The following is a 20,465-nucleotide window of genomic DNA, read 5'->3' on the forward strand; positions in this document are numbered from 1 at the left end:
CAGCAGAGTCGTCTAGCCCGATGTGTTACCCAGGTCCCGAGACAGATCTGTCATGCAGATCCTGAGACCAAGCAGTAGACAGGCAAGGAACCCACCGCCCGACAGGTCGCACAGGCGATCGGGGCGTCGATCCATACCGCACGTGCCGAACTGCGGCGGTTCCGGGCCGGACAGGTACCGGCAGCCAAGTCCGCCGGCCTCAAACCGAAGACCGTCCGCAACATCCACGTGATGCTGCACGCCGCACTGGCCAATGCGGTCCGGTGACGTTACGCCGTGGACAATGTTGCCGAGCACGTGAAGCCGCCACGGGTCCGCCGTCGCAAGCCGACCGTGTGGACCCCGACACAGCTGCGCACGTTCCTGACCTTCATCCGCCACGACCGACCGGTTCTACCCGCTGTACCTGCTCGCTGCCACGACCGGCCTCCGCCGGGCGGAACTGTGCGGCCTGCGCTGGCCGGCACCATCGCCGCACTGTTCCTCGACGACGAGACGACCGTCGTTAGAAAATCCGTTAGCAATGAAGATGAAACCGCCCCCTCAGATGATCTCCGAGGGGGCGCTTTCCCTGGTAGCGGGGAGAGGATTTGAACCTCTGGCCGCTGGGTTATGAGGAGATCAAGCGGCGTCTCCGGCGTTCCACCGTGTGCGATCAGTCCTGCCCAGACCACACGCGGGGTCTCGCTGCGTCCCACCAGACAGCCTCGATCCGGGCCGTTCCTGATCGTCCCGTTAGCAAGCCCGTTAGCGTCGCGGCGGCGGGCAACCCCTTGTCCCTCAACTGCCCGAGCAACGGACCCACTGGTCCAGATCTGCCAACATCGACCCATGAAGGCCCTCCCGGATTCGGTTGAGCAACGCCTTGCCGCAGGCGATAACGAGTACGCACGGTCTGCCCGCCACCTCCTGCCCTCACCCGAGGAACTGTCCCTGACGCCACCCTACGAGCGGGTGCTCCACGCGATCCTCGACTTGGCCAATGGCGACTGGCGACTCGTCCGCCACTACAGTCAGGCCGCGTGTGAGGACTGGCGCGACGTTCTGCTTTGGTCGTCCCAGGCAAGCCCCTGACACGAGGGCTCCGACGCTGGCCATCCTCGTCGATCACCTGATCTCAACAGCGTTCAGACGTTGACCCGGCGACCAGCGACCACTTGAAGCAGGCATGGCTAGCCGCCTACGGCATCGATCCCGACCCCGACCAGGCATATGACGAGGCTGTCCGCGCGGTAGAGACGGTAGCTTGCCCATTGATCTGCCCAAACGCCGATGGGAAGCGCACCCTCGGCACCGCGATCGCGGTTCTGCGGAACGACCTGGTCGCCAAGACCCCGAGATGGAGCCTTGCCCTGCCGGATGCTTCCGGGAGACCGGCGAGCGTAGACGAGCTGATCGCGATGCTCACCCTGCTATGGGAGGGCCAAGTGTCCCGGCACGCCGGCAGCACGAAGTCTCGCCGACAGACAGCGGCCGAAGCTGAAGCGGCCGTACAGATCGCAGTGACCCTGACCCAGTGGCTCTCGTCAGGCGTCCTACAGGCAGCGCCTTAGCCGGGCCTCGATCGGCTTACTGGCTACAGATCTGGCTACAGCAGACGCGAAAACGCCCCCTCAGATGATCTCTGAGGGGGCGTTTTCCCTGGTAGCGGGGAGAGGATTTGAACCTCTGACCTCTGGGTTATGAGCCCAGCGAGCTACCGAGCTGCTCCACCCCGCGTCGCTGTGTAAACGTTAGCGCACTGTCCCCAGATCGCCAAACTGGCATCCGGTGGTCCGGATCACGCCGCCTCGACGTAACCTCCCTGCCGGATCTTGGGGAGGTTGGACATCGAGTTCAATGCCAACCTCCCCAAGATCCACGAGGGGCAGCCCCGCGCGGGGCTACGGGCTCGTCGAAGCCGACGGAGACGGAGCCGCAGACGGAGGGGACGACGGCCGCGAGCCGGCCGGGGCCGGCGCTCCCCCACCGTGCTGCTGCAGCGCCTGGTACGCCTTCACCGCGTCTTCCAGGGCCTTCAGCGCCTGCCCGTACTTCTCGAAGTCACCGCTCTGCTGCGCGGCCCGCAGGTCGGTGATCGCCTGCTGGATCTTGCCGGCCGCCTCGGCCAGCGCGGCGGACGCGGGCGGCGAGGTGACCGTGGTCGGCGGCTGCCCAGCCGGCGGCTGCCCGGCCGGCGGTGTCGGCTGCGGCGCCTGACCGGTCGCCTGCCTGATCAGGCTCTCGATGCCCGCCTGCAGGGTGTCCTCGTACGCCACGTACTTGCCATAGCTGACGAGCACCTTGCGCATCAGTGGGTACGAGGTGTCGTTCGTGCTGCGGATGTAGAGCGGCTCTACGTACAGCATGCCGCCATCGACCGGCAGCGAGAGCAGGTTGCCGTAGATCGGCTTGGAGTTCTGCGACCGGAACAGGTTCAGGTCTCGGGTCACGTCCGGCATGCTGGTCATTCGCTGCTGGACCTGGCTGGGCCCGTCCGTGATCGTGCCCTCGGGCAGCTGCAGCAGTTGGATGTCCGGCTTGCCGTTCACCAGCGACGCCGACATCAGGGCCGCCAGGTTGGGCCGGCCGCGCGGGGTCATCGCCGCGGTGAGCTGGTACCGGGGCTGCTCCTGCCCGGGGAACTGGGCCACCAGGTAGTACGGCGGCTGCTTCTGCCCACGTTGCGCGGTGTCCGGCGACGGGTCGTCGGGGACCTGCCAGAAGTTCGGCCCGGAGAAGAACTGGTCCGGCGCGGTGACGTGGTACCTGGCGAGCAGGTCGCGCTGCACCTTGAACTGGTCCTCCGGGTAGCGGAAGTGCTTCTCCAGCTCAGCCGGGATGTCTTTGCGCGGCAGGATCAGGTTGCCGCCGAAGGCCTGGTTCCACGCCTTGAGGACCGGATCGGTGTCGTCGTAGCTGTAGAGCTTCACCGTGCCGTCGTAGGCGTCCACGGTGGCCTTGACCGAGTTGCGCAGGTAGTTGATCTCTTCGCGGGCCTGCGCGAACGTCCCGGAACCGGTCTGGGCGTCGCTGGTGGCGTCCCGCAGGTTGACCCGCTGCGAGTACGGATACGTCGACGACGTGGTGTAACCGTCGAGGATCCAGACGATCCGGCCGTTGACGACGGCCGGGTACGGGTCGCCGTCCAGTTTCAGGAACGGCGCCACCTTCTCCACCCGCTCGCGCGGGGTCCGCTCGTACAGCAGCTTGGAGTTCTGATTGAAGACGCTCGACAGCAGGAAGTTCGCCTCGCGGTACTTGGCCGCGTAGAGCACGCGGCGCCAGTAGGAGCCGACGGCGACGCCGCCCTTGCCGTCATAGGTGAAGTACTGGTCGGCCCCGGCGGTCGGCCGGTCGAACTCCCCGTCCCTGTTGGCAACGTTGCCGACGACCACGTAGTCGCGCATCCGCTCGCCGTAGTAGATGCGTGGCTGGCTCGTGTTGATCTGCTCGGTCGGCGACGAACAGGCCTCGCTGCCTGCCGGCTTCTTCTCCTGGCCGCCGTCGTTGAGGAAGCCGGAGACGAAGAGCGGCTGCCCGCCGCAGACCAGCTGATTGGCCGGGGCCGACACGAATCCGTACCCGTGGGTGTAGACGGTGTGCCGGTTCTGCCAGTTGCCCTGCTGCGCGGTCAGCCGGTCGTAGTTGATCTCCCGTACGCCGACGACGTAGTCCTGGGTGTTGCCCTGGAACGGGTACCGGTCGATGTCGAGCTTGTCGCCGAAGTCGTAGAAGCCACGCACCTGCTGTAACTGGGTGTACGTGTCGGAGACGACCGCCGGGTCGAGCAGCCGGATGTTGGCCACCGTCCCCTTGTCCGCGGCCAGGCTAGCGGATGGCGTGGTGTTCGCCGCGTCGTACGTGCTCACCTTGACGTCGGAGAGCCCGAACGCCTGGCGGGTGGCGTCGATGCTGCGCTGGATGTACGGCGGCTCCTTGCTCAGCGGGCTCGGCTTCACCGTGAACGACTGCACCGCGTACGGGTAGACGCCGCCGATCGCGACGGCCGAGATGACGAGCAGGCCCATGGCCACTCCCGGCCACAGCAGACTGCGCATCCACGCGTTGGAGAAGACCAGGATCGCGATCGCGACGACCACCGAGATCCAGGCGAGGATCTCCTTGGCCGGCAGCAGCGCGTTGATGTCGGTGTACCCGGCGCCGGAGACGTCGGCGCTGTCGTTGTGCCCGAGCAGCAGTCCGCGCCGGTCGAGGTAGTACGCGACGGCCTTGAGAAGCACGAACAGCGCCACCAGGGTGGTGAGGTGGGCGCGGGCCGCCACGGTCATCCGGTCGCCGGCGCCCTGCAGGCGTACGCCGCCGAACAGGTAGTGCATCGCCAGTGCGCCGAGCACCGAGATGACGACGGCGGCGAAGGCAGCGCCGAGCAGGTAGCGCCAGAACGGGTACTCGAAGACGTAGAACCCGACGTCCTGGCCGAACTGCGGGTCGGAGACCCCGAACCGCTGAGCGTTGGCGAACAGCATCCACTGCTGCCAGCGGCCCTGCGCCGACAGGCCGGCGAATAAGCCGACCAGCAGGGCGAAGCCACCGGTCCAGGAGCCGATGCGCGGCGCCAACAGCAGCCGGTACCGGTCCAGGGTCTGCTGCTCGAGCGAGTGTGGGCGCAGCAGCGGGCGCAGCCGGTAGGCCAGGTACAGGTTGAGCGCGACGATCACGCCCATGCCGATGCCGAACAGCGCGAACAGCACCAACCGCGTTGCCAGGACCCCGGTGAAGACCTGCCGGTAGCGAACCTCGTCGAACCAGAGCCAGTCGGTCCACGCGTTGATCGCGCGGTCGAACAGCGTGAACAGCAGGAAGAGCGCGGCCAGCACGATGACCGTCACTCGGCCCCGGCGATTCGCCCTCGTCAAGGGGGTACGCATTACCACGGTTGACTCCGCACGCTCGCGTCACGAAATGCCACCAGCGTACGCACCCGCGCCACAATCAGCGTCCGGCCTGCGCGGATCTAGACGAAAACGACGTTCACCGCGTGCAGAGAGCGGGCTGGCGGTGCTCCCGAACAGCCTGTAGCGCGCTCAGCGCGTCATCCAAGGTGGCGACCTTCGCCATCGGCAGGCCGGGAACGGCGCTGCTCATCGCCTCCGCGCAGTTCGCCGCCGGGGTGAGGAACACCGTGGCGCCGTCCCGCTTGGCCGCGACCAGCTTCTGGGGTATGCCGCCGATCGGGCCGACCTTGCCCTGGTCGTCGATGGTCCCGGTACCCGCGATGACCTGGCCGCCCGTCAGGTCGGCCGGGTCGAGCTTGTCGATGATGCCGAGCGTGAACATCAGGCCGGCCGATGGTCCGCCGATCTTGTCCAGGTCGATCTTCAGCTGGAACGGGTGCGGCTGCTTGGACTCGACGGTGACGCCGATGCGCGGGGTGTCTCCTTCGGTCCGAGGCGTGATGGTCGCCGTGCCGGCCGCACCGTCGCGGGTGTAGGCGAAGGTACGCGGAGTGCCGGCCGGCTTGGCCCGGATGAGATCGGTCAGCTTCGCCGCCGCGGTCACCGGAGTGCCGTCCACCGCCGTGATCACATCGCCCGCCTTGAGGACGCCATCGGCCGGCGAGCCCGCCTTGACCTCCCGGACGGTGACCTGCACCGAGTACCCGAGCTTGGCCAACGCGGCCGTCTCGGCGCTGCTCTGGGAGTCCTTGAACTCCTGCGCGTTCTGCTGGTCGACCTGCTGCTCGGTCCGGCTGGGCGGATAGATCAGCTCGCGCGGCACCACCGCGTAGTCGTCCTGCAGCCAGCCCTTGACCGCCTCGAACAGCGTCAGGTCCGAGGTGACGCTCACCGTGGTCAGGCGTAGCTGCCCCTTGGAGGTACTGACCGGAGCGCCGGTGACGCTGATGACGTCGTGCTTGTCCGCCTGCCCCAGCGTGTTCACGGTCGGTCCCGGCCCCAGGGCGACATAGGGCACCGGAATCGAGAAAAATGCCTGCCACAGCAGCAGGGCGAGCAGGACACCGCCGATCAGGACGGTGGCACCACGGCGTCTCATGGCGGCGAGCCTATCCGGCACGCGGCGCGATGGTTGCGAGCAGGCGTCGCGTACCGTGGAACCGTGCCCGCAGATACCCCGTTCGGATTCGGATTGCCTGGTGGTGGCGACCTGCCGGATCCCAACGATCCGCAGCAGATGCAGCGCTTTCTGAGCCAGTTGCAGCAGCTTTTCGCCACGCCCGGCGGCGGCCCCGTCAACTGGGATCTCGCCCGCCAGATCGCCCAGGCGCACCTCACCGGCGCACCCGGAATGGGCGCCGGCCAGGCGCCGTTCGGGCTGACCCTCCCGCCGGGAATCGGCGCGCCGGCACAACCCGCGTCCGAGCAGGGCCCGGTGGGTGACCCTGACGTCGACGCGAAAACGCGCGCCGCGGTCACCGAGTCGCTCCGCCTGGCCGACCTGTGGCTGGAGCCGGAGTCCGCGCTGCCCTCGGGCATCGCGGCGACCGCCGCGTGGACGCGCTCCGAGTGGATCAGCGCGACCCTCGACGTCTGGCGGAAGCTGTGCGACCCGGTCGCGGCCCGCATGGTCGGCGCCATGGCCGACCTGGTCCCCGACGAGATGCGCAGCCAGCTGGGTCCGATGACCTCGATGGTGACGTCGCTGGGCGGCGCGCTGTTCGGTGGCCAGCTCGGCACCGCGCTCGGCTCGCTCGCCGCCGAGGTGCTCTCCGCCAGCGACATCGGGCTTCCGCTCGGACCGGCCGGCACCGCCGCCCTGGTCCCGGCCAACATCGAGGAGTACGGGCAGGGCCTGGAGATCGACGGCGACCAGGTCCGGCTGTACGTGGCCCTGCGCGAGGCAGCCCACCAGCGACTGTTCGGGCACGTCCCGTGGCTGCGCGGGCACGTCCTCACCGCGGTGGAGACCTACGCGGCCGGTATCCGGGTCAACCGGGAGGCGATCGAAGAGGCGATGAACCGCTTCGACCCGACCAACCCGGAGGGCATGCAGGAGATCGCGCTGGAAGGCGTGTTCTCCCCGGAGGACAGCCCGCAGCAGAAGGCGGCGCTGGCGCGGCTGGAGACGGCGCTCGCCCTGATCGAGGGCTGGGTCACCCACGTCGTCGAACGGGCCGCCGGCGACCGGCTGCCCGACGTCGTCCGGTTCGCCGAGGCGTTCCGGCGCCGGCGGGCCGCAGGTGGGCCGGCCGAGCAGACCTTCGCCGCGCTCGTCGGCCTGGAGCTGCGCCCGCGCCGGCTGCGCGAGGCCACCGCACTGTGGGCCGCGCTGACCGAGCACCGGGGCATCTCCGGCAGGGACGCGCTCTGGGGCCACCCCGACCTGCTGCCCGACGAGGATGCGTTCACCGACCCCGAGGCGTATGCCCGGGCGTCGCTCGACCTCACCGACCTGGAGAACGAACTGGGCGACGACGCCCCGGATTCTTGACGATCTTGGACACCTAGGCCGGTTACAGCCGGTCCAGGTGTCCAAGATTTCCGGTAGTGAGCAGCATTCGGGTGTTCTCCCAGCCCTCCAGGGCCGGGTCGAGCCGGGCGAGATCGTCGGCGCCGCGCAGCCGGTGCCAGCCGGGCGTGACCGCCACGACCGCCCTGCGCGGCGCCGCCGCGCGAACCTCCTCGGGCTCGGCCGCGTCCAGGTCCACCTCGGGCAGCCACTTCGGCAGCGGCAGCCGGCTCGCCACGCCCACTAGCCCGCCGCCGTGCGCCGGAGCCACGGCGGCGATCCGGCTGGTCAGCGGCTGGAGCAGCTTGCCGATGAGCATGCCGGGCAGATCCGGCGCGTCCGCGGCGAGCACGGCAGCCATGTCGTAGCCGTCAGCCGCAGCCGCGCGTAGGGCGTTGCCGGGGGTGGCGCGCTCCAGCTCGTACACCGGCATCCCCGGCCAGGCGACGGCCGCTGCCAGGTCGCGGTCCGCACGGACGACAGCGATCGCCGGCTCGGCCGCGGCGAGCGTGCTGAGCAGGTCGACGACGTCCTCGGCCAGCGCCCGTCGCCACGTGGGGAGGTCGACGCCCGGCGGCGCCCACGCGATCTCGGTCAGTAACGCGATGACAACTCGACTACTGGTCACTGGTCACTCGTCACTGATCCCGAAACCGGCGGCGGCGGACACCCCCTCAAGGTAGCCGCGCGCGCGTTCCGTCTTCGGGTACCGGGCGACCAGATCCCAGAATTCGACATTGTGGTTGGGCACGACGAGGTGGGCCAACTCGTGCAGCAGCACGTAGTCGATCACCCAATCCGGCATCTCCTGCACCCGGTGGGAGATGCGGATCGTACGGTCGACCGGCGTGCAGGAGCCCCAGCGCCCGTTCTGGTTGGTCACCCATCGCACGCTCACCGGCTGCGCCGTAGCGGTGTACTCCGGAAGGTAGCGGGCGGCGATCCGAACGGCCCGTGCCTGCAGTTCCGCATCGGTACGGCGACTTCGCTGCTCGCGCGCGTTGAGGCGCTCGAGCATCCGGTCGACCCACTCGCGCTCTTCGGCACGGGAGAACTGCGCGGGGATGAGTACGACCACGCGCTCGCCGTCCCGGTACGCGGACACGGTGCGACGGCGACGCTTGCTGCGCCGCACTTCGACTACGGGCTTGCGCAGAGAGGCCTGGCGCAGCCCGGGGGTACTGCCCACGTGGGCACGCTAGCCGGCATCAGCCCATGGGGCGCAAGAGTCAATTCTCTGTCACCCGCCCGGATTAGGACGTTTAGAGTTATCTCGCCGGAAAGATTCCTAGGGAGCGACTCGCCGTCGAGGCGCGCCGTGCCCATCGGCGCGTCGCAAGTTTTCCACGGGCACCCACACCCTTTCCCACAGAGTTATCCACATGTTGTGGACAACAATTAGTCGGCGTGTCACGCATAACCACACTTTTCACGGGACTCAGACAAGGCAGACTCACCTGGTCGACTCGCTCATCGCGTCGATGCGGTACCGCTGCGTCTGCCCAGAACCGGCAAGATCAACGGGCCGGCTGTCGCGCCGCAACGGCGCGTCGACTGAACACGCCGTCGGCGAAACCGTGCCGGCGGGAACCATGAGGAGGTCAACCGTGGCCGAGACCTACAACGGCTACTGCGTCAAGTGCAAGGAAAAGCGGGACTTCCAGGGCGAGGTCGCCGTATCCAAAACCGGCATGAAGATGGCCAAGGGCGCCTGCCCGGTCTGCGGTACCACTGTGAACCGCATCCTGGGCAAGGCCTGACGGCGTCCGTCCCCCGGACGGTTGGCCGGTGTGACGGCCGGTCCGGACCGTGATGTAAGCGGTCGGACCGGTCGCTGACCCGGCCTGTGACAGAAAGCCGACACCTCGGCTCGCCCCGTGTGAACAACCGCGGGCCGGCTGTGGATCGCCGGTTGTCCCAGCCACCCGGCTGTGGACAACCGGCGCGGCTGAAGTACGCGTAGGGCCATCGTCTGGCGGCATGGACCGACCGACGCTGCTGCCGCACCTGCGCCCGCTGTGGCGCGACCGCACCACCCTCCAACTCGGCACCGACCCCGAACGGGCCGTTATCGTCGAGTTCACCCAACCCGTCTCAGCCCGCATCCTCGGCCTGCTCGACGGGGCCCGCACCGAACGTGCGATCTTCGCCGACGCCGCCGCCCTGGGCGTCTCCGCCGATCAGGTCACCGCGGTGATCAGTGCCTTACGCCAGGCCGGCGTACTGATCGGCGCCCACGCGCTGATGCCGCGCGGCCTTCCCAACGCCCAGCGTCGCCGGCTCAGCGGAGAGGCCGCCGCGCTCGCGATGCGCCGGCTACCGGCCATGGGGACCGCCGCGGCCCCACCGGAGAGCACCCCTGCCCAACTGCTGCGCCGCCGCGCCGCGGCGCGCGTACTGATCACCGGCCAGGCTCGGTTGGCCGCGCCGATCAGCACGGCCCTCGCCGCGGCCGGGGTGGGCCATCTCGCGGTCCGCGTACCCGGCCCGGTCGCGGGCGACGACGTGGCCCCCGGCGGGTTGTCGGCGGCGGACGTCGGCCGGCCCGCCGCCGAGGCGGTACGGGAAGCGGTTGCCCGGGCCGCCCCTGGCGTCGACCTGACCCCGATCGGCCCCTCGGACGCGTCGCTGGTCGTACGGGTCGGCCACGACGCCACCCCGGCCCCGCTCGCCGCCCAGGCGTACGCCCGGCGCCGCCTGCCGCACCTCACGGTGGCGGTACGCGACGGCTCGATCGTCATCGGCCCGTTCGTACCGCCGGCCGGCTCACCGTGCCTGGCCTGCCTCGACCTGCACCGGCGCGACCGCGACCCCGCCTGGGCGGCGCTCACGGCGCAGTTGGCCACGGAGCCACCGCCAACGCAGGCCTGCGCGGCCACGACGACGCTGGTCGGCGTCGGGTACACCGTCGCCGAGATCTTGACGTACCTGGATGGAGGCTGTCCGCGTACCCGGGGGGCTACGATCGAGATCGACGTCAGCTGCGGCGAAAGGCGGCGCAGTTGGCAGGCGCATCCGCGGTGTGATTGTCGGCGAATTCGCCGATAGTTGCCGAGACCAGGTAAGAATTGACGCGATGACCGACATCCCCCGCCGAGCCGTCAGCCGTTCGGCCAAGCTGGCGTCGCTTCCGATCGGGTTCGCCGGCCGAGCAGCCCTGGGCCTGGGCAAGCGAGTCACCGGCATAGCCTCTGAAGTGATCTCGGCCGAGGTGCAGCAGCGCACCGCAGAGCACCTGTTCAGCGTGCTCGGGCAGCTCAAGGGCGGCGCGATGAAGTTCGGCCAGGCGCTGTCCGTCTTCGAGGCGGCGCTGCCCGAGGAGATGGCCGGGCCCTACCGGGCCGCGCTCACGAAGTTGCAGGAAGCCGCGCCGCCCATGCCCGCCGCGAGCGTCCACAAGGCGATCGCCGCCTCCCTGGGCGCCGACTGGCGTGAGCATTTCCGCGAGTTCAACGACAAACCCGCCGCGGCGGCGAGCATCGGGCAGGTGCACCGCGGGGTGTGGTCCGACGGCCGTGCCGTCGCGGTGAAGGTGCAGTACCCGGGCGCCGGCGAGGCGCTGGTCTCCGATCTCAACCAGCTCGGCCGGCTAGCCAACCTGTTCCGGGTCATCCAGCCCGGCCTCGACGTCAAACCGCTGGTCAGCGAGTTGAAGGCGCGCGTGGTCGAGGAGCTGGACTACGAACTGGAGGCGTCCGCGCAGCGGACCTTCGCGGAGGCCTACGACAGCGACGACATGATCTACGTGCCGCCGGTCGTCGCCTCCTCGGCGCGCGTGCTGGTCACCGAGTGGATCGACGGGACTCCCCTGGCTGACGTGATCAGCTCGGGAACGGAGGCTGAGCGCGACGCCGCCGGGGAGCGGATGGCGCTGCTGCACTTCTCGGCGCCGCACCTGACCGGTGGGCTGCTGCACGCCGACCCGCACCCGGGCAACTTCCGGATCCTTCCCGACGGCCGGCTCGCCGTGCTCGACTTCGGCGCGGTCGCCCGCGTACCCGCCGGGATGCTGGAGCAGATCGGGCGGCTGTCCCGGCTCGCGCTCGACGGTGACGCCGAAGGGGTGCTGGAAGGGCTGCGGCTGGAGGGTTTCGTCAAGCCCGACGTCGAGGTCGACGCGCAGGCGATCCTCGACTACCTGGTGCCGATCCTCGAACCCATCGCGGTCGAGGAGTTCCGGTTCAGCCGAGCCTGGCTGCGGGCGGAGGCGACCCGGCTCGCCAACCCGCGCAGCGCCGCGTACCAGCTTGGCCGCAACCTCAACCTGCCGCCGCCGTACCTGCTGGTGCACCGGGTCACGCTCGGCTCGATCGGCGTGCTGTGCCAACTGGAGGCGAGGGCCCGGTACCGGGAGGCCGTCGAGGAGTGGCTGCCCGGCTTCGCGGGCTGAAGACCGCTATATAACGGCGGCGTTCCCGCCCCCCCCGTCGAGGGCGGGAACGCCGGTACCCGTACTGCCTAGAAGTTATTCGCCCAACAGTCGAGCACTTTCGCGACGCGCGCGAATCGCGATCTGGCGGGCGGAACGGTGAGCCTCAGAAGTCCCCACTTCCTGAGGCTGACGCATTCGTGCTCTTGACAACGCTTCGTTGATGAGTTGTATACCGACTGCGATCTTCACGGTGATGTTCCTCCGTCGTGCGGTGCTCGGTACTGCAATGGGCCGGACCGACTGCGACCGGCGCAGTCGACGGCTGGCAGGCTTTCGGATCGTCATGTCAGGCCGCCACTCCCGCGGCGACGGCCGCGGCGCGAGCCGCAACCTCGACGCGAAGCGTTGCGTCCCGGGCGACATCCTCCTTACGCGGACGGCCACGCGGCCGCTTGCGCGGCACGACCGCCCCGCGCTCGAAGATCTCGCCACCCCAGACACCCCAGGGCTCGGCTCGCTCCATCGCGCCGGCCAGGCACTCCACGCGCAGCGGACAATCCGTGCACAGGGACTTGGCCAGCTCCAGCTCGGCGGGGGCGTCGGAGAACCACATGTCCGGGTCGAACGTGCGGCACGGAAGCTCCGACTTCACTCCGGGCGCCGAAGCGCGAAGACGATCCGCATCCACCTCGACAGTCACGTCGAGGGGCGCCGTCGCCAGACTCATTCCGGTCACCTCTCTTTCTGCTCGTGGTCTCGATTACTCGTGGTAAAAGACTGAGGCCGCGGATCCCGGTTAGCGGGTTCCGCGGCCTCGAGGTGAGCCGGTGGTCTAGGTGGTTCTAGACCGGCCTTCCTCGAGGTGGAACTCCGCGGACATCGCCGAGAGCCGTTACGGCCTCGACGCTGCCCTTGCCCTTGCCCTTGGCCATGAGCCAGTACGTGGACGCAATGCGGCCTTCGAACTGAGCTCGCTGGACCTGGATGTACGACACGCCGACGCCCAGTCCGCCGCCGACAGTCGCGTGGCCCACGGTCGCGTGGGCGGCGGAGGCGGGAAGCAGGCCGGGAACACCGGACACCGGAGCGCAGGCAGCAGGCAGCGCCGACGGTCGCCTATTGATGGTCATCAGCTCCACGTCGTCCACCTCCTGTCTGCTCTCGTTGCGAATCGGTACGCGCCCCCGCGCGACCGACAAGAAAACTTGCCGTCCACAGTCGCTTCCGACGGGAAAATCCCATCATCCGCTACCGCGGGCGTCCAAAATGATCCGTCGTTCGCAGGGCGTGCCAGCAGGCTATTCCCAGCCGCGAGGGCCGCGCAAACGATTTTCCGAAAGAGTCACCCAAGATTTTCTTGAACAAGATCATCGATGTCAGCGCCGTCGATGAGCGCGAGCACGGCCTCGCCGTACAGGCCCAGCTTGCGCGGGCCGATGCCGGCGATCCCGGCCAACTCCTCCATCCGCTCCGGCCGCCGCTCGGCCAACGCGGTCAACGTCGCGTCGGTGAACACCACGTACGCGGGGACCTTCTGCTCCGCGGCGACCCGGATGCGCCACTCACGCAGCCGCTCGAACAGCTCCTCGTCCATCGTCGACGGACACGTCGAACAGCGGCCCAGCTTGCGGTCGGATCCGCTGACGAGCGTGGCGCCACACACCCGGCAGGACACGACGGCGACCCGGCGCCGCGTACCGTCGGATTTCTGACTCGGGCGGGTCGGCGCACCGCGCCGGGCATCCGGGTCGAGGTTCGGCAGGAACCGGCACGGCCGGCGATGACGGCCACCGGGTGAGCGGGAACCGCCATAGGACAGCCAGAGCCACTGCCGGGCCCGGGTGATGCCGACGTACAGCAGGCGACGCTCCTCCTCGACCGCCTCCGGCGTCTTCGCGTACGTCGTCGGGAGCGTCCCCTCGGCGAGGCCGACCAGGAACACCGCGTCCCACTCGAGGCCCTTGGCCGCGTGCAGGGACGCCAGCGTCACCCCCTCCACCGTCGGGACGTGCTGCAGCGCGGCGCGGCGCGCCAACTCCTCGTTGAAGCCGTCGAGAGTGGCCGGCGCCGCCTGCGCGCCCGGCAGCGGAATGGCCGCCGCGGTCACGTACTCCTCGGCTAGGTTGACCAGCGCGGCGAGCGCCTCCCACTGCTCCCGCGCGTTGCCGCCGGGCGGCGGGGCGTCCGGCCGCCAGCCGACCGCTTCAAGCGCCGCGACCACCGACTCCCGCAGCGGCGCGTCCGGCGGCGTGGTCCGGGTCGCGGCCCGCAACGCCACCATCGCCGCTCGGACCTCGCCGCGCTCGAAGAACCGCTCCGCGCCGCGGACGACCACCGGCACACCGGCCTCGGCGAGCGCCTCCTCGTAGCTCTGCGACTGGGCGTTGGTACGGAACAGCACGGCGATCTCGCTGGCCGGCGTGCCCGCGGCGATCATCTCCGCGCAGCGCTTCGCCACCGCCGCCGCCTCCGCCGGCTCGTCGGGGAAGACCTTCAACTCGGGCTCCGGCCCGGTCGGGCGCTGGCCCACGAGCTCCAGCCGCAGCCCGGCGAGGTCACCACGGGCCTGCGAGATCACGGCGTTGGCGAGGCCGACGACCTGCGGAGTCGACCGGTAGTCGCGCACGAGCCGGACGACGGTCGCGTCCCGGTACCGCTTGGGGAAGTCGACCAGGTAGGACGAGGTGGCCCCGGTGAACGAGTAGATCGTCTGGCTGGCGTCGCCGACCACGGTCAGATCGTCCCGGCCACCCAGCCACGCCTCCAGCAGCCGCTGCTGCACCGGGTTGACGTCCTGGTACTCGTCGACGACGAAGTGCCGGTACTGCGAGCGGATCTGCTCGCCGACGTCGGCGTGCTCCTCCATCGCCCAGACCGCGCTCCGCAGCAGGTCCTCGAAGTCGATCACCCCGCTGGAGCGCTTGACCCGCTCGTACGCCGCGAAGACCTCGGCGACCCGGGCCGGATCCACCGGGGTCTCCCGGTTCGCCTTCGCCGCCGCCACCGGGTACTCCCCCGGCTCGACCATCGACGACTTCGCCCACTCGATCTCGCTGGCGAGGTCTCGGGCGGTGGTGCGGTCGGCGCGCAGCCCCACCTTCGCGGCCGCCAGACCGACCAGGCGCGCCTTGCTGTTGATCACCTCGGGCAGCTCGCGCCCGGAGAACAGGCGCGGCGCGAAGTACCGTAACTGCCGCAACGCCGCGGCGTGGAACGTACGGGCCTGCACCCCCTGCACGCCCAGCTGGGCCAGCCGGGCCCGCATCTCCGCCGCCGCCCGGGCGGTGAACGTCACCGCCAGCACGTGCTGGGGCCGGACCTCCCCGGTGACCGCGCGGTGTGCGATGCGGTGGGTGATCGCTCTGGTCTTGCCAGTCCCCGCGCCCGCGAGGATGCAGACCGGACCGGCCGGGGCGGTTACCGCCGCACGTTGCTCGTCATCGAGCCCGGCGAGCACGCGACCGGCGGTTGTCGAAGATTGCGCCACAACAAGGAATCATCTCAGGCTGGTGCGACGTTCTCCCGGTAGCACGAGTCAAGGTCACAGCTTTTGGAGGCGACCGTAATGATCACTATGTACTCGACGCCGTGGTGCGGCTACTGCCACCGGCTCAAGACCCAGCTCGACCGGGAAGGTATCGAGTACACGGTCGTCGACATCGAGCGGGACGAAGCCGCCGCCGAGCGCGTGATGAGCGTCAACGGCGGCAACCAGACCGTCCCCACGCTGGAGTTCGCCGACGGCTCGACGATGACCAACCCGACGATCGTGCAGGTCAAGGCCCAGCTGGCTACGCTTGCGGCCAGCTGAGCCAGGTCCGCACCAGGTAGTGCGCGATCGACGAGGCCATCGGCAGGCCGAAATCCGTCTCGTCACCGGCCAGGCTCCGGGCGACCTCCGCCCGGGTGAACCAGCGCGCATCGGTGATCTCGTCGGCGTCGACCCGGACCGGCTGGTCCGGGTCGGCGACGGCGAGGTACCCCAACATCAGTGAGCCCGGGAACGGCCACGACTGGCTGGCGATGTAATGCGGGTCACGGACCTGCACGCCGACCTCCTCGTCGACCTCCCGGACCACGGTCGACTCCGCCGGCTCGCCGGGCTCCACGAAACCGGCCAGGCAGGAGTACCGGCGCGCCCACCCCGGCGCGGTCCAGGCGCCGTTGTGCCCCAGCAGGCAGCGGCCCTCCGGACCGGCCACGCCGTCGTGTACCAGCACGATCACCGCCGGATCGGTACGCGGGAACAGCGTCTCGCCGTCGTCGGTGACCCGCGTCCAGCCGCCCTGCGCGACCGTCGTCGGCTTGCCCGTACGCGGCGAGTACCGGTGGGTCGCATGCCAGTTGACCAGCGCCACGGCCGTGATGAACAGGCTCGCGTCGGGCTCGTCGAGGACGTGACCGACCTCCCGCACATTGGCCTGCCGGGTGCCGGGTGGCGGCTCGGCGATCGGCGTCTGGACGGCGAAGTACACCCGCCCCTGCAGGTCCTCCCCCAGAAAGTAGCGCTCGGCGCCCGGATCCACCTCGCCGGCCGGGGTCAACACGAGGCCGGGAGGTTCGTCGCGGATCAGCGCCCGGCCCTTGTCGACCAGCACGACGAGGGAGTCGGCCCAGGCCCGCTCCAGCCACTCCGCGTCGGTGCGCCGGTGGGCCGCCCGGTCGAAACCCACGTCCGGCCGGGCGCCGGGCGGCAGTTCGAGCGCGTCCGTCCGACCAGAACCGTTCACATTCAAGCCGTTGACGCTCAAGCCACTTCGCTCCCCATCCTCGTGACGGGCGTCAACGCCGCCAGCGACGGCTCGATCCGCTCGGCGTCACCGAGGACGACCCCGACCGCCCGGGCCGGGGCCAGGTACCGCCCCGCGGCCTCGAGCACGTCGTCGACGGTCACCTTCGCCAGCCGCGCCGCGTGCTCGGCCAGGTAGTCCAGCCGCAGCCCGAACCCCGCGTACGTGATGGCCAACCCGGCCAGCCCGGCCTGCGTCGACATACCCAGTTGGAGCGTTCCCAGCGCGTACTGGCGGGCCTGCTCCAACTCGTCCTCGCGCGGTGGCAGGCTGGCCAGCCGCCCCAGCTCGTACGTCGTCTCCAGCAGCGCCGGGGCGGTCACCTCGGTCGCCACCTCCGCCGCGACGACCAGCGTCGACCCGGCGACCGCGTGCTCGATCATCGAGTGCGGCCCGTACGTGTAGCCCTTGTCCTCGCGGATGTTCTCCACCCACCGCGACGAGAAGTACCCGCCGAAGACCAGGTTCGCCAGTTGCAGCGCCGCGTGGTCGGGGTGGGTACGCGGAACCGCCGGCAGCGCCAGCCGCAGCGACGACTGCACCGCGTCGGGCCGGTCGACCAGCGTCAGCGGCCCCGGTTCGAGCTCCGGCACCGCCGGCAGTTCGTGGTGCTTGCCGTCGCCGTTCCAGTCGGCGAGGGCCCGCTCGGCGGCGTCGATCGCCTTCTGCGGCGTGATGTCGCCGGCGATGACCAGCGTGGCGCCGTTCGGGTGTACCCGGTTGTCGTGCAGCTTGCGCAGCACGGCCGGCGTGACGGCGAGGACCTGCTCCGGGGTCGGGGTCTGCGCCGCGTACGGGTGACTGCCGTAGATGCGCCGCAGCAGCGCCTCGCGGGCGAGGTGCGCGGGCTGGCTCTGCGCGACCCGGATCCGGTCGGCCAGCCGCCCGCGCTCGGTGGACACCTCGGGGGCCGGATACTCGGCTGCGGTCAGTACCGAAGCCATGATCTCCAGCAGCCGCCCGAGCCCCGCGGCGAGCGAGTTACCCGACACCAGCAGCCGGTCGGGGTCGGCGCCCGCGGACAGCCCGCCGCCCACCTTCTGCAGTTCGGCGGCGATCTCGACGCCGGTCAGCTCATCGGTGCCGGACAGCAGCGTCTGCGTCAGCACGGCCGCGCGGGCCAGGTTGGCGCGGGCGAACGGGAGGCGCAGCCGCACCTCGACCAGGGGCACGGCCGGGCGGCGGATCGCGATGACCGTCAGCCCGTTGGACAGCGTCTGTTCGACGACCTTGGGCAGCTTCAACGGGCGGGTGGGCCCGAGCGCCGGCAACTCTCTCACTTGTTACCTCCCCCGGGGATGACCTCGACGGTCGCCCGACGCTGCGTGGTCAGGCTCGCGGCGGCGGCCAGGATCTGCGCCTCGGTCACCTCGGCGATCAGCCTGGGCAGGTCGTTGACCAGTTCCGGCTCGCCGCGCTGCTGTTCGAGCACCGCCATCTGCAGGCTCCGGCCGAGCGGCGCGTCGGTGTCGCGCAGCAGGTGGGTGGCCATCCGGGCCTGGGTGCGCGCCAGCTCGCCCGGCGCGAGGCCGTCGTTGGCGAGCCGCTGGCACTCCTCGTCGATCGTGGTCATGACCTTGTCGACGTCACCGCCCGGCGGGAGGTGGGCCTGCAGCAGGAGCGCCGTGGGGTCGCGTACCGCGAACGGTTCGCCCATGAACCCCAGGTACCCGCCGATGCTGGTGACGCTGCGATCGCGCAGCACCAGGCGCTCGACCAGGCGTGCGGCGTCGCCGTCGGTGAGCACCTCGGCGAGCACCACGTACGGCAGGTATCCGGCGAGGTCGTCGATCGGGTCCGGCACCCGCCAGGCGGACGCGAACGCGGGCAGCGGCGCCAGCCGGTCGGTGTACGAGTCGCGCCGCTCGGCCGTCAGGTCCGGTTCGTCGAAGTCCGGCCGGGCCGGCGCCTTCCGTGCGGGTACGTCCCCGAAGTGCTCCTCGACGAGCTTCGTGGCCTCGGCGACGTCGAAGTCGCCGGCGACCGCGAGGACCGCGTTGCCGTTGGCGTAGTACCGCTCGAAGAACTCCGCGGCGTCGGAGACCGTCGCCGCCTCGAGGTCGTCGAAGGAGCCGTACCCGTCGTGGGCGTTGGGGAACGTCTCGAACATCACGGGCGGCAGCTTCAGCCAGGGAAACCCGCCGTACGGCCGGTTGAGCACGTTGACCCGGATCTCCTCCTTGACCACGTCGACCTGGTTGCGCAGGTTCTCCTCGGTCAAGCGGGGCCCGCGCATCCGGTCGGCTTCGAGGAACAGCGCCCGCTCCAACGCGTTGGACGGCAGCGTCTCGAAGTAGTCGGTGTAGTCCAGATGGGTCGACCCGTTGAACGTCCCACCGGAGCCCTGCACATATCTGAAGTGGGCCAACTTCTCCAGATTCTCCGAGCCCTGGAACATCAGGTGCTCGAACAGGTGCGCGAACCCGGTGCGCCCCTCCGGTTCGGAGCGGATGCCGACGTCGTAGACGACGGCGACCCCGACGACGGGGGCGCTGCGGTCGGGAGCGAGCACCACGCGCAGGCCGTTGGGCAGCGTCAGGCGCTCGACTGGGTACTTGGTTGCCGGTATCCGAATAGCGGCACTACGAGCAGACACCCTTGCGACACTAACCCGTCCGGGTTGCCGGGGATCATCCCACCGCCCGTATGGAGTTCAAGACACTGTCGACGACCCAGTCGTACTGGTGATGTGTGCCCGGAATGGACACGTACAGGATGGCCGCCCGGGGTCGGCCGACATCGACGAGCGCGAGGCCGACGAGTTCGTCGGTGGCCTTGAGGCCGGGCCGGTGGAAGTGCATCCGGAACGTCGTCACCCACGCCGGCCGGCCACCCAGGGTGGTCTGCTCCTCGCGCAGCACGTCCATGGTGTTGGGCTGGGGGTAGTACTCGGCCCGGACGTCCGCGGCCACCTGCCGGCCGGTGCACTCCAGGTCGAGGCTCAGGGCGTCGTTGTTGGCCGCCGGCACCGAACCGGACAGGACCGACGCGAGGTACTCGCTCTGGAAACCGGCCTCGTCCAGGTAGTTCTCGGTGACGAAGTACTGGCCGACGCGGTAGGACACGTGCAGCGTCCCCTTGGTCCACAGGTCGTGCCAAGGCAGCCAGGGATCACCGAACGCCGCGTACGAGATGCCGGACTCGGCGTCGACGGTGCGCGGCCCGGGCGGCGGTGGCGCGGCCGGCGCACCGCTGCCCGCGTCCTCGGACGGCGGCGGGCACAGCTTGGCGAGATCAGGGCGGGTGTCGGTCGGCCCGGCGAGCCGCTTGCTGAACGGCGATCCGCCGCCGGTCATCGCCATCGCGAGCACCACGACCACGCCGATCGCGACCACGCCGAGGGCGGTCCCGCCGAACCACCACATCATCCGCCGGTTGCGCACGGCCGGGTCCGGTGGCTTTTCGGCCGGGTCCGGTGGCTTTTCGGCCGGCACCGAGATTGGCGGGAGCGTCATCGGGGCGGAGCGAGTGACGGCGCCGGCCCGGTAGCCCGTCGGGTTTGTCAGCGGCAGGGCCGATTGCGTGGTGGCCGGCGTCGCCGTCGGGTAGGCGGTGGCACCGGCCGGATCTGGTGAACCGGCCGGCGGGCGTGCCCACGGCGATGGCTGCTCGGTCATCTCGCTGCCAGTGTGGCAGCCGCCCACCGCACCGGCCGATCCGCGGGTCTCACGATCAGCCGCCCGCCGCCACCACCGGAGGCGGGTTGAACCGGACCACCGGGGCCTGCCCCGCGCCCGACGCGAGCCACGGGCCGAACGCGAGCACGGCGGCGCACAGCACTCCGGCGGCGGCGACCCCGACGACGACCAGAAGTTCGCCGACGCCCGTCGAGCGCCGGCCGGCCGCGGTCTCCAGATTGATCCCCATCGCCACCCTTCCCCGCGCCCACACCT

The 20,465-nt window shown here is 70.0% G+C and carries 17 protein-coding genes and 1 tRNA gene; 5 read left to right on the plus strand and 13 right to left on the minus strand.

What is annotated here, in order from left to right; genetic code table 11:
* Positions 1-1,642: 1,642 nt before the first annotated feature.
* The 3 genes from HC028_RS24430 to HC028_RS24440 all read right to left on the minus strand — a co-directional run bounded on the left by HC028_RS24430 (position 1,643) and on the right by HC028_RS24440 (position 5,997).
* Positions 1,643-1,719, minus strand: a tRNA-Met gene (locus tag HC028_RS24430).
* A 164-nt stretch (positions 1,720-1,883) separates the two neighbouring features.
* A complete protein-coding gene (locus HC028_RS24435) occupies positions 1,884-4,871 on the minus strand; it encodes a UPF0182 family membrane protein (RefSeq protein ID WP_168079764.1) in 2,988 nt (995 codons plus the stop codon).
* Between the two features lie 103 nt (positions 4,872-4,974).
* A complete protein-coding gene (locus HC028_RS24440) occupies positions 4,975-5,997 on the minus strand; it encodes a YlbL family protein (protein ID WP_168079765.1) in 1,023 nt (340 codons plus the stop codon).
* A 63-nt stretch (positions 5,998-6,060) separates the two neighbouring features.
* On the opposite strand from HC028_RS24440, the gene HC028_RS24445 reads away from it, so the two are divergent.
* The gene (locus tag HC028_RS24445; protein WP_239075667.1) at positions 6,061-7,392 is read left to right on the plus strand and encodes a zinc-dependent metalloprotease; all 1,332 of its coding nucleotides are present in this window, start codon (positions 6,061-6,063) and stop codon (positions 7,390-7,392) included.
* A gap of 22 nt (positions 7,393-7,414) precedes the next feature.
* Here HC028_RS24445 and HC028_RS24450 read toward each other — a convergent pair whose 3' ends face one another.
* Both HC028_RS24450 and HC028_RS24455 read right to left on the minus strand, forming a co-directional pair.
* Positions 7,415-8,038, minus strand: coding sequence for a glycosyltransferase family protein (locus HC028_RS24450; RefSeq protein ID WP_168079766.1), 624 nt, complete (start codon positions 8,036-8,038; stop codon positions 7,415-7,417).
* A 3-nt stretch (positions 8,039-8,041) separates the two neighbouring features.
* Positions 8,042-8,599: a M48 metallopeptidase family protein gene (locus HC028_RS24455; protein ID WP_239075666.1), complete on the minus strand. Its 558-nt coding sequence runs from the start codon at positions 8,597-8,599 to the stop codon at positions 8,042-8,044.
* Between the two features lie 418 nt (positions 8,600-9,017).
* On the opposite strand from HC028_RS24455, the gene HC028_RS24460 reads away from it, so the two are divergent.
* The 3 genes from HC028_RS24460 (at position 9,018) to HC028_RS24470 (ending at position 11,800) form a co-directional block, all read left to right on the plus strand.
* Positions 9,018-9,170 carry a DUF5679 domain-containing protein gene (locus tag HC028_RS24460; RefSeq protein ID WP_168079763.1) on the plus strand — a complete coding sequence of 51 codons (153 nt, stop codon included), beginning with the start codon at positions 9,018-9,020 and terminating at the stop codon, positions 9,168-9,170.
* 220 nt (positions 9,171-9,390) lie between these two features.
* Entirely contained in the window at positions 9,391-10,458 is a 1,068-nt protein-coding gene (locus HC028_RS24465; RefSeq protein ID WP_168079767.1) for a hypothetical protein, read from the plus strand.
* Between the two features lie 28 nt (positions 10,459-10,486).
* Complete coding sequence (locus tag HC028_RS24470) at positions 10,487-11,800, plus strand: ABC1 kinase family protein (RefSeq protein ID WP_168079768.1); 1,314 nt, start codon at positions 10,487-10,489, stop codon at positions 11,798-11,800.
* 328 nt (positions 11,801-12,128) lie between these two features.
* Here HC028_RS24470 and HC028_RS24475 read toward each other — a convergent pair whose 3' ends face one another.
* The 3 genes from HC028_RS24475 to HC028_RS24485 all read right to left on the minus strand — a co-directional run bounded on the left by HC028_RS24475 (position 12,129) and on the right by HC028_RS24485 (position 15,269).
* A complete protein-coding gene (locus HC028_RS24475) occupies positions 12,129-12,509 on the minus strand; it encodes a WhiB family transcriptional regulator (RefSeq protein WP_168079769.1) in 381 nt (126 codons plus the stop codon).
* Positions 12,510-12,624: 115 nt separating this feature from the next.
* A complete protein-coding gene (locus HC028_RS24480) occupies positions 12,625-12,921 on the minus strand; it encodes a hypothetical protein (protein WP_168079770.1) in 297 nt (98 codons plus the stop codon).
* Positions 12,922-13,124: 203 nt separating this feature from the next.
* Positions 13,125-15,269, minus strand: a complete 2,145-nt coding sequence (locus HC028_RS24485; RefSeq protein WP_239075664.1) for an ATP-dependent DNA helicase UvrD2 — start codon at positions 15,267-15,269, stop codon at positions 13,125-13,127.
* A gap of 78 nt (positions 15,270-15,347) precedes the next feature.
* On the opposite strand from HC028_RS24485, the gene HC028_RS24490 reads away from it, so the two are divergent.
* The gene (locus HC028_RS24490) at positions 15,348-15,593 is read left to right on the plus strand and encodes a mycoredoxin (protein WP_168079771.1); all 246 of its coding nucleotides are present in this window, start codon (positions 15,348-15,350) and stop codon (positions 15,591-15,593) included.
* On the opposite strand, the gene nudC is transcribed toward HC028_RS24490, so the two are convergent.
* The 5 genes from nudC to HC028_RS24515 are packed head-to-tail and all read right to left on the minus strand — an operon-like array spanning position 15,574 to position 20,439.
* Positions 15,574-16,512, minus strand: coding sequence for an NAD(+) diphosphatase (nudC, locus tag HC028_RS24495; protein WP_373314003.1), 939 nt, complete (start codon positions 16,510-16,512; stop codon positions 15,574-15,576). The two genes, HC028_RS24490 and nudC, sit on opposite strands and share 20 nt — an antisense overlap.
* Before the next feature lie 17 nt (positions 16,513-16,529).
* Positions 16,530-17,852, minus strand: a complete 1,323-nt coding sequence (locus HC028_RS24500; protein WP_168079772.1) for a M16 family metallopeptidase — start codon at positions 17,850-17,852, stop codon at positions 16,530-16,532.
* The gene (locus HC028_RS24505; protein ID WP_168079773.1) at positions 17,849-19,168 is read right to left on the minus strand and encodes a M16 family metallopeptidase; all 1,320 of its coding nucleotides are present in this window, start codon (positions 19,166-19,168) and stop codon (positions 17,849-17,851) included. Before HC028_RS24505 ends, HC028_RS24500 begins: the two co-directional genes overlap by 4 nt.
* Before the next feature lie 34 nt (positions 19,169-19,202).
* Positions 19,203-20,189 (minus strand): hypothetical protein, encoded by a 987-nt coding sequence (locus HC028_RS24510; RefSeq protein ID WP_239075663.1) that lies wholly within the window; start codon positions 20,187-20,189, stop codon positions 19,203-19,205.
* Positions 20,190-20,244: 55 nt separating this feature from the next.
* Entirely contained in the window at positions 20,245-20,439 is a 195-nt protein-coding gene (locus tag HC028_RS24515) for a hypothetical protein (protein WP_168079774.1), read from the minus strand.
* Between the last annotated feature and the right edge of the window lie 26 nt (positions 20,440-20,465).

The sequence above is a fragment of the Planosporangium flavigriseum genome (assembly GCF_011947225.1).
Classification (GTDB): domain Bacteria; phylum Actinomycetota; class Actinomycetes; order Mycobacteriales; family Micromonosporaceae; genus Planosporangium; species Planosporangium flavigriseum.

Excerpts from the sequence above, each read along its gene's own strand:
- HC028_RS24435 (WP_168079764.1), bottom strand. The coding sequence starts at position 4,871 with ATGCGTACCCCCTTGACGAGGGCGAATCGCCGGGGCCGAGTGACGGTC.
- HC028_RS24440 (WP_168079765.1), bottom strand. The coding sequence starts at position 5,997 with ATGAGACGCCGTGGTGCCACCGTCCTGATCGGCGGTGTCCTGCTCGCC.
- HC028_RS24465 (WP_168079767.1), top strand. The coding sequence starts at position 9,391 with ATGGACCGACCGACGCTGCTGCCGCACCTGCGCCCGCTGTGGCGCGAC.
- HC028_RS24470 (WP_168079768.1), top strand. The coding sequence starts at position 10,487 with ATGACCGACATCCCCCGCCGAGCCGTCAGCCGTTCGGCCAAGCTGGCG.
- HC028_RS24475 (WP_168079769.1), bottom strand. The coding sequence starts at position 12,509 with ATGAGTCTGGCGACGGCGCCCCTCGACGTGACTGTCGAGGTGGATGCG.
- HC028_RS24490 (WP_168079771.1), top strand. The coding sequence starts at position 15,348 with ATGATCACTATGTACTCGACGCCGTGGTGCGGCTACTGCCACCGGCTC.
- HC028_RS24510 (WP_239075663.1), bottom strand. The coding sequence starts at position 20,189 with ATGACCGAGCAGCCATCGCCGTGGGCACGCCCGCCGGCCGGTTCACCA.
- HC028_RS24515 (WP_168079774.1), bottom strand. The coding sequence starts at position 20,439 with ATGGGGATCAATCTGGAGACCGCGGCCGGCCGGCGCTCGACGGGCGTC.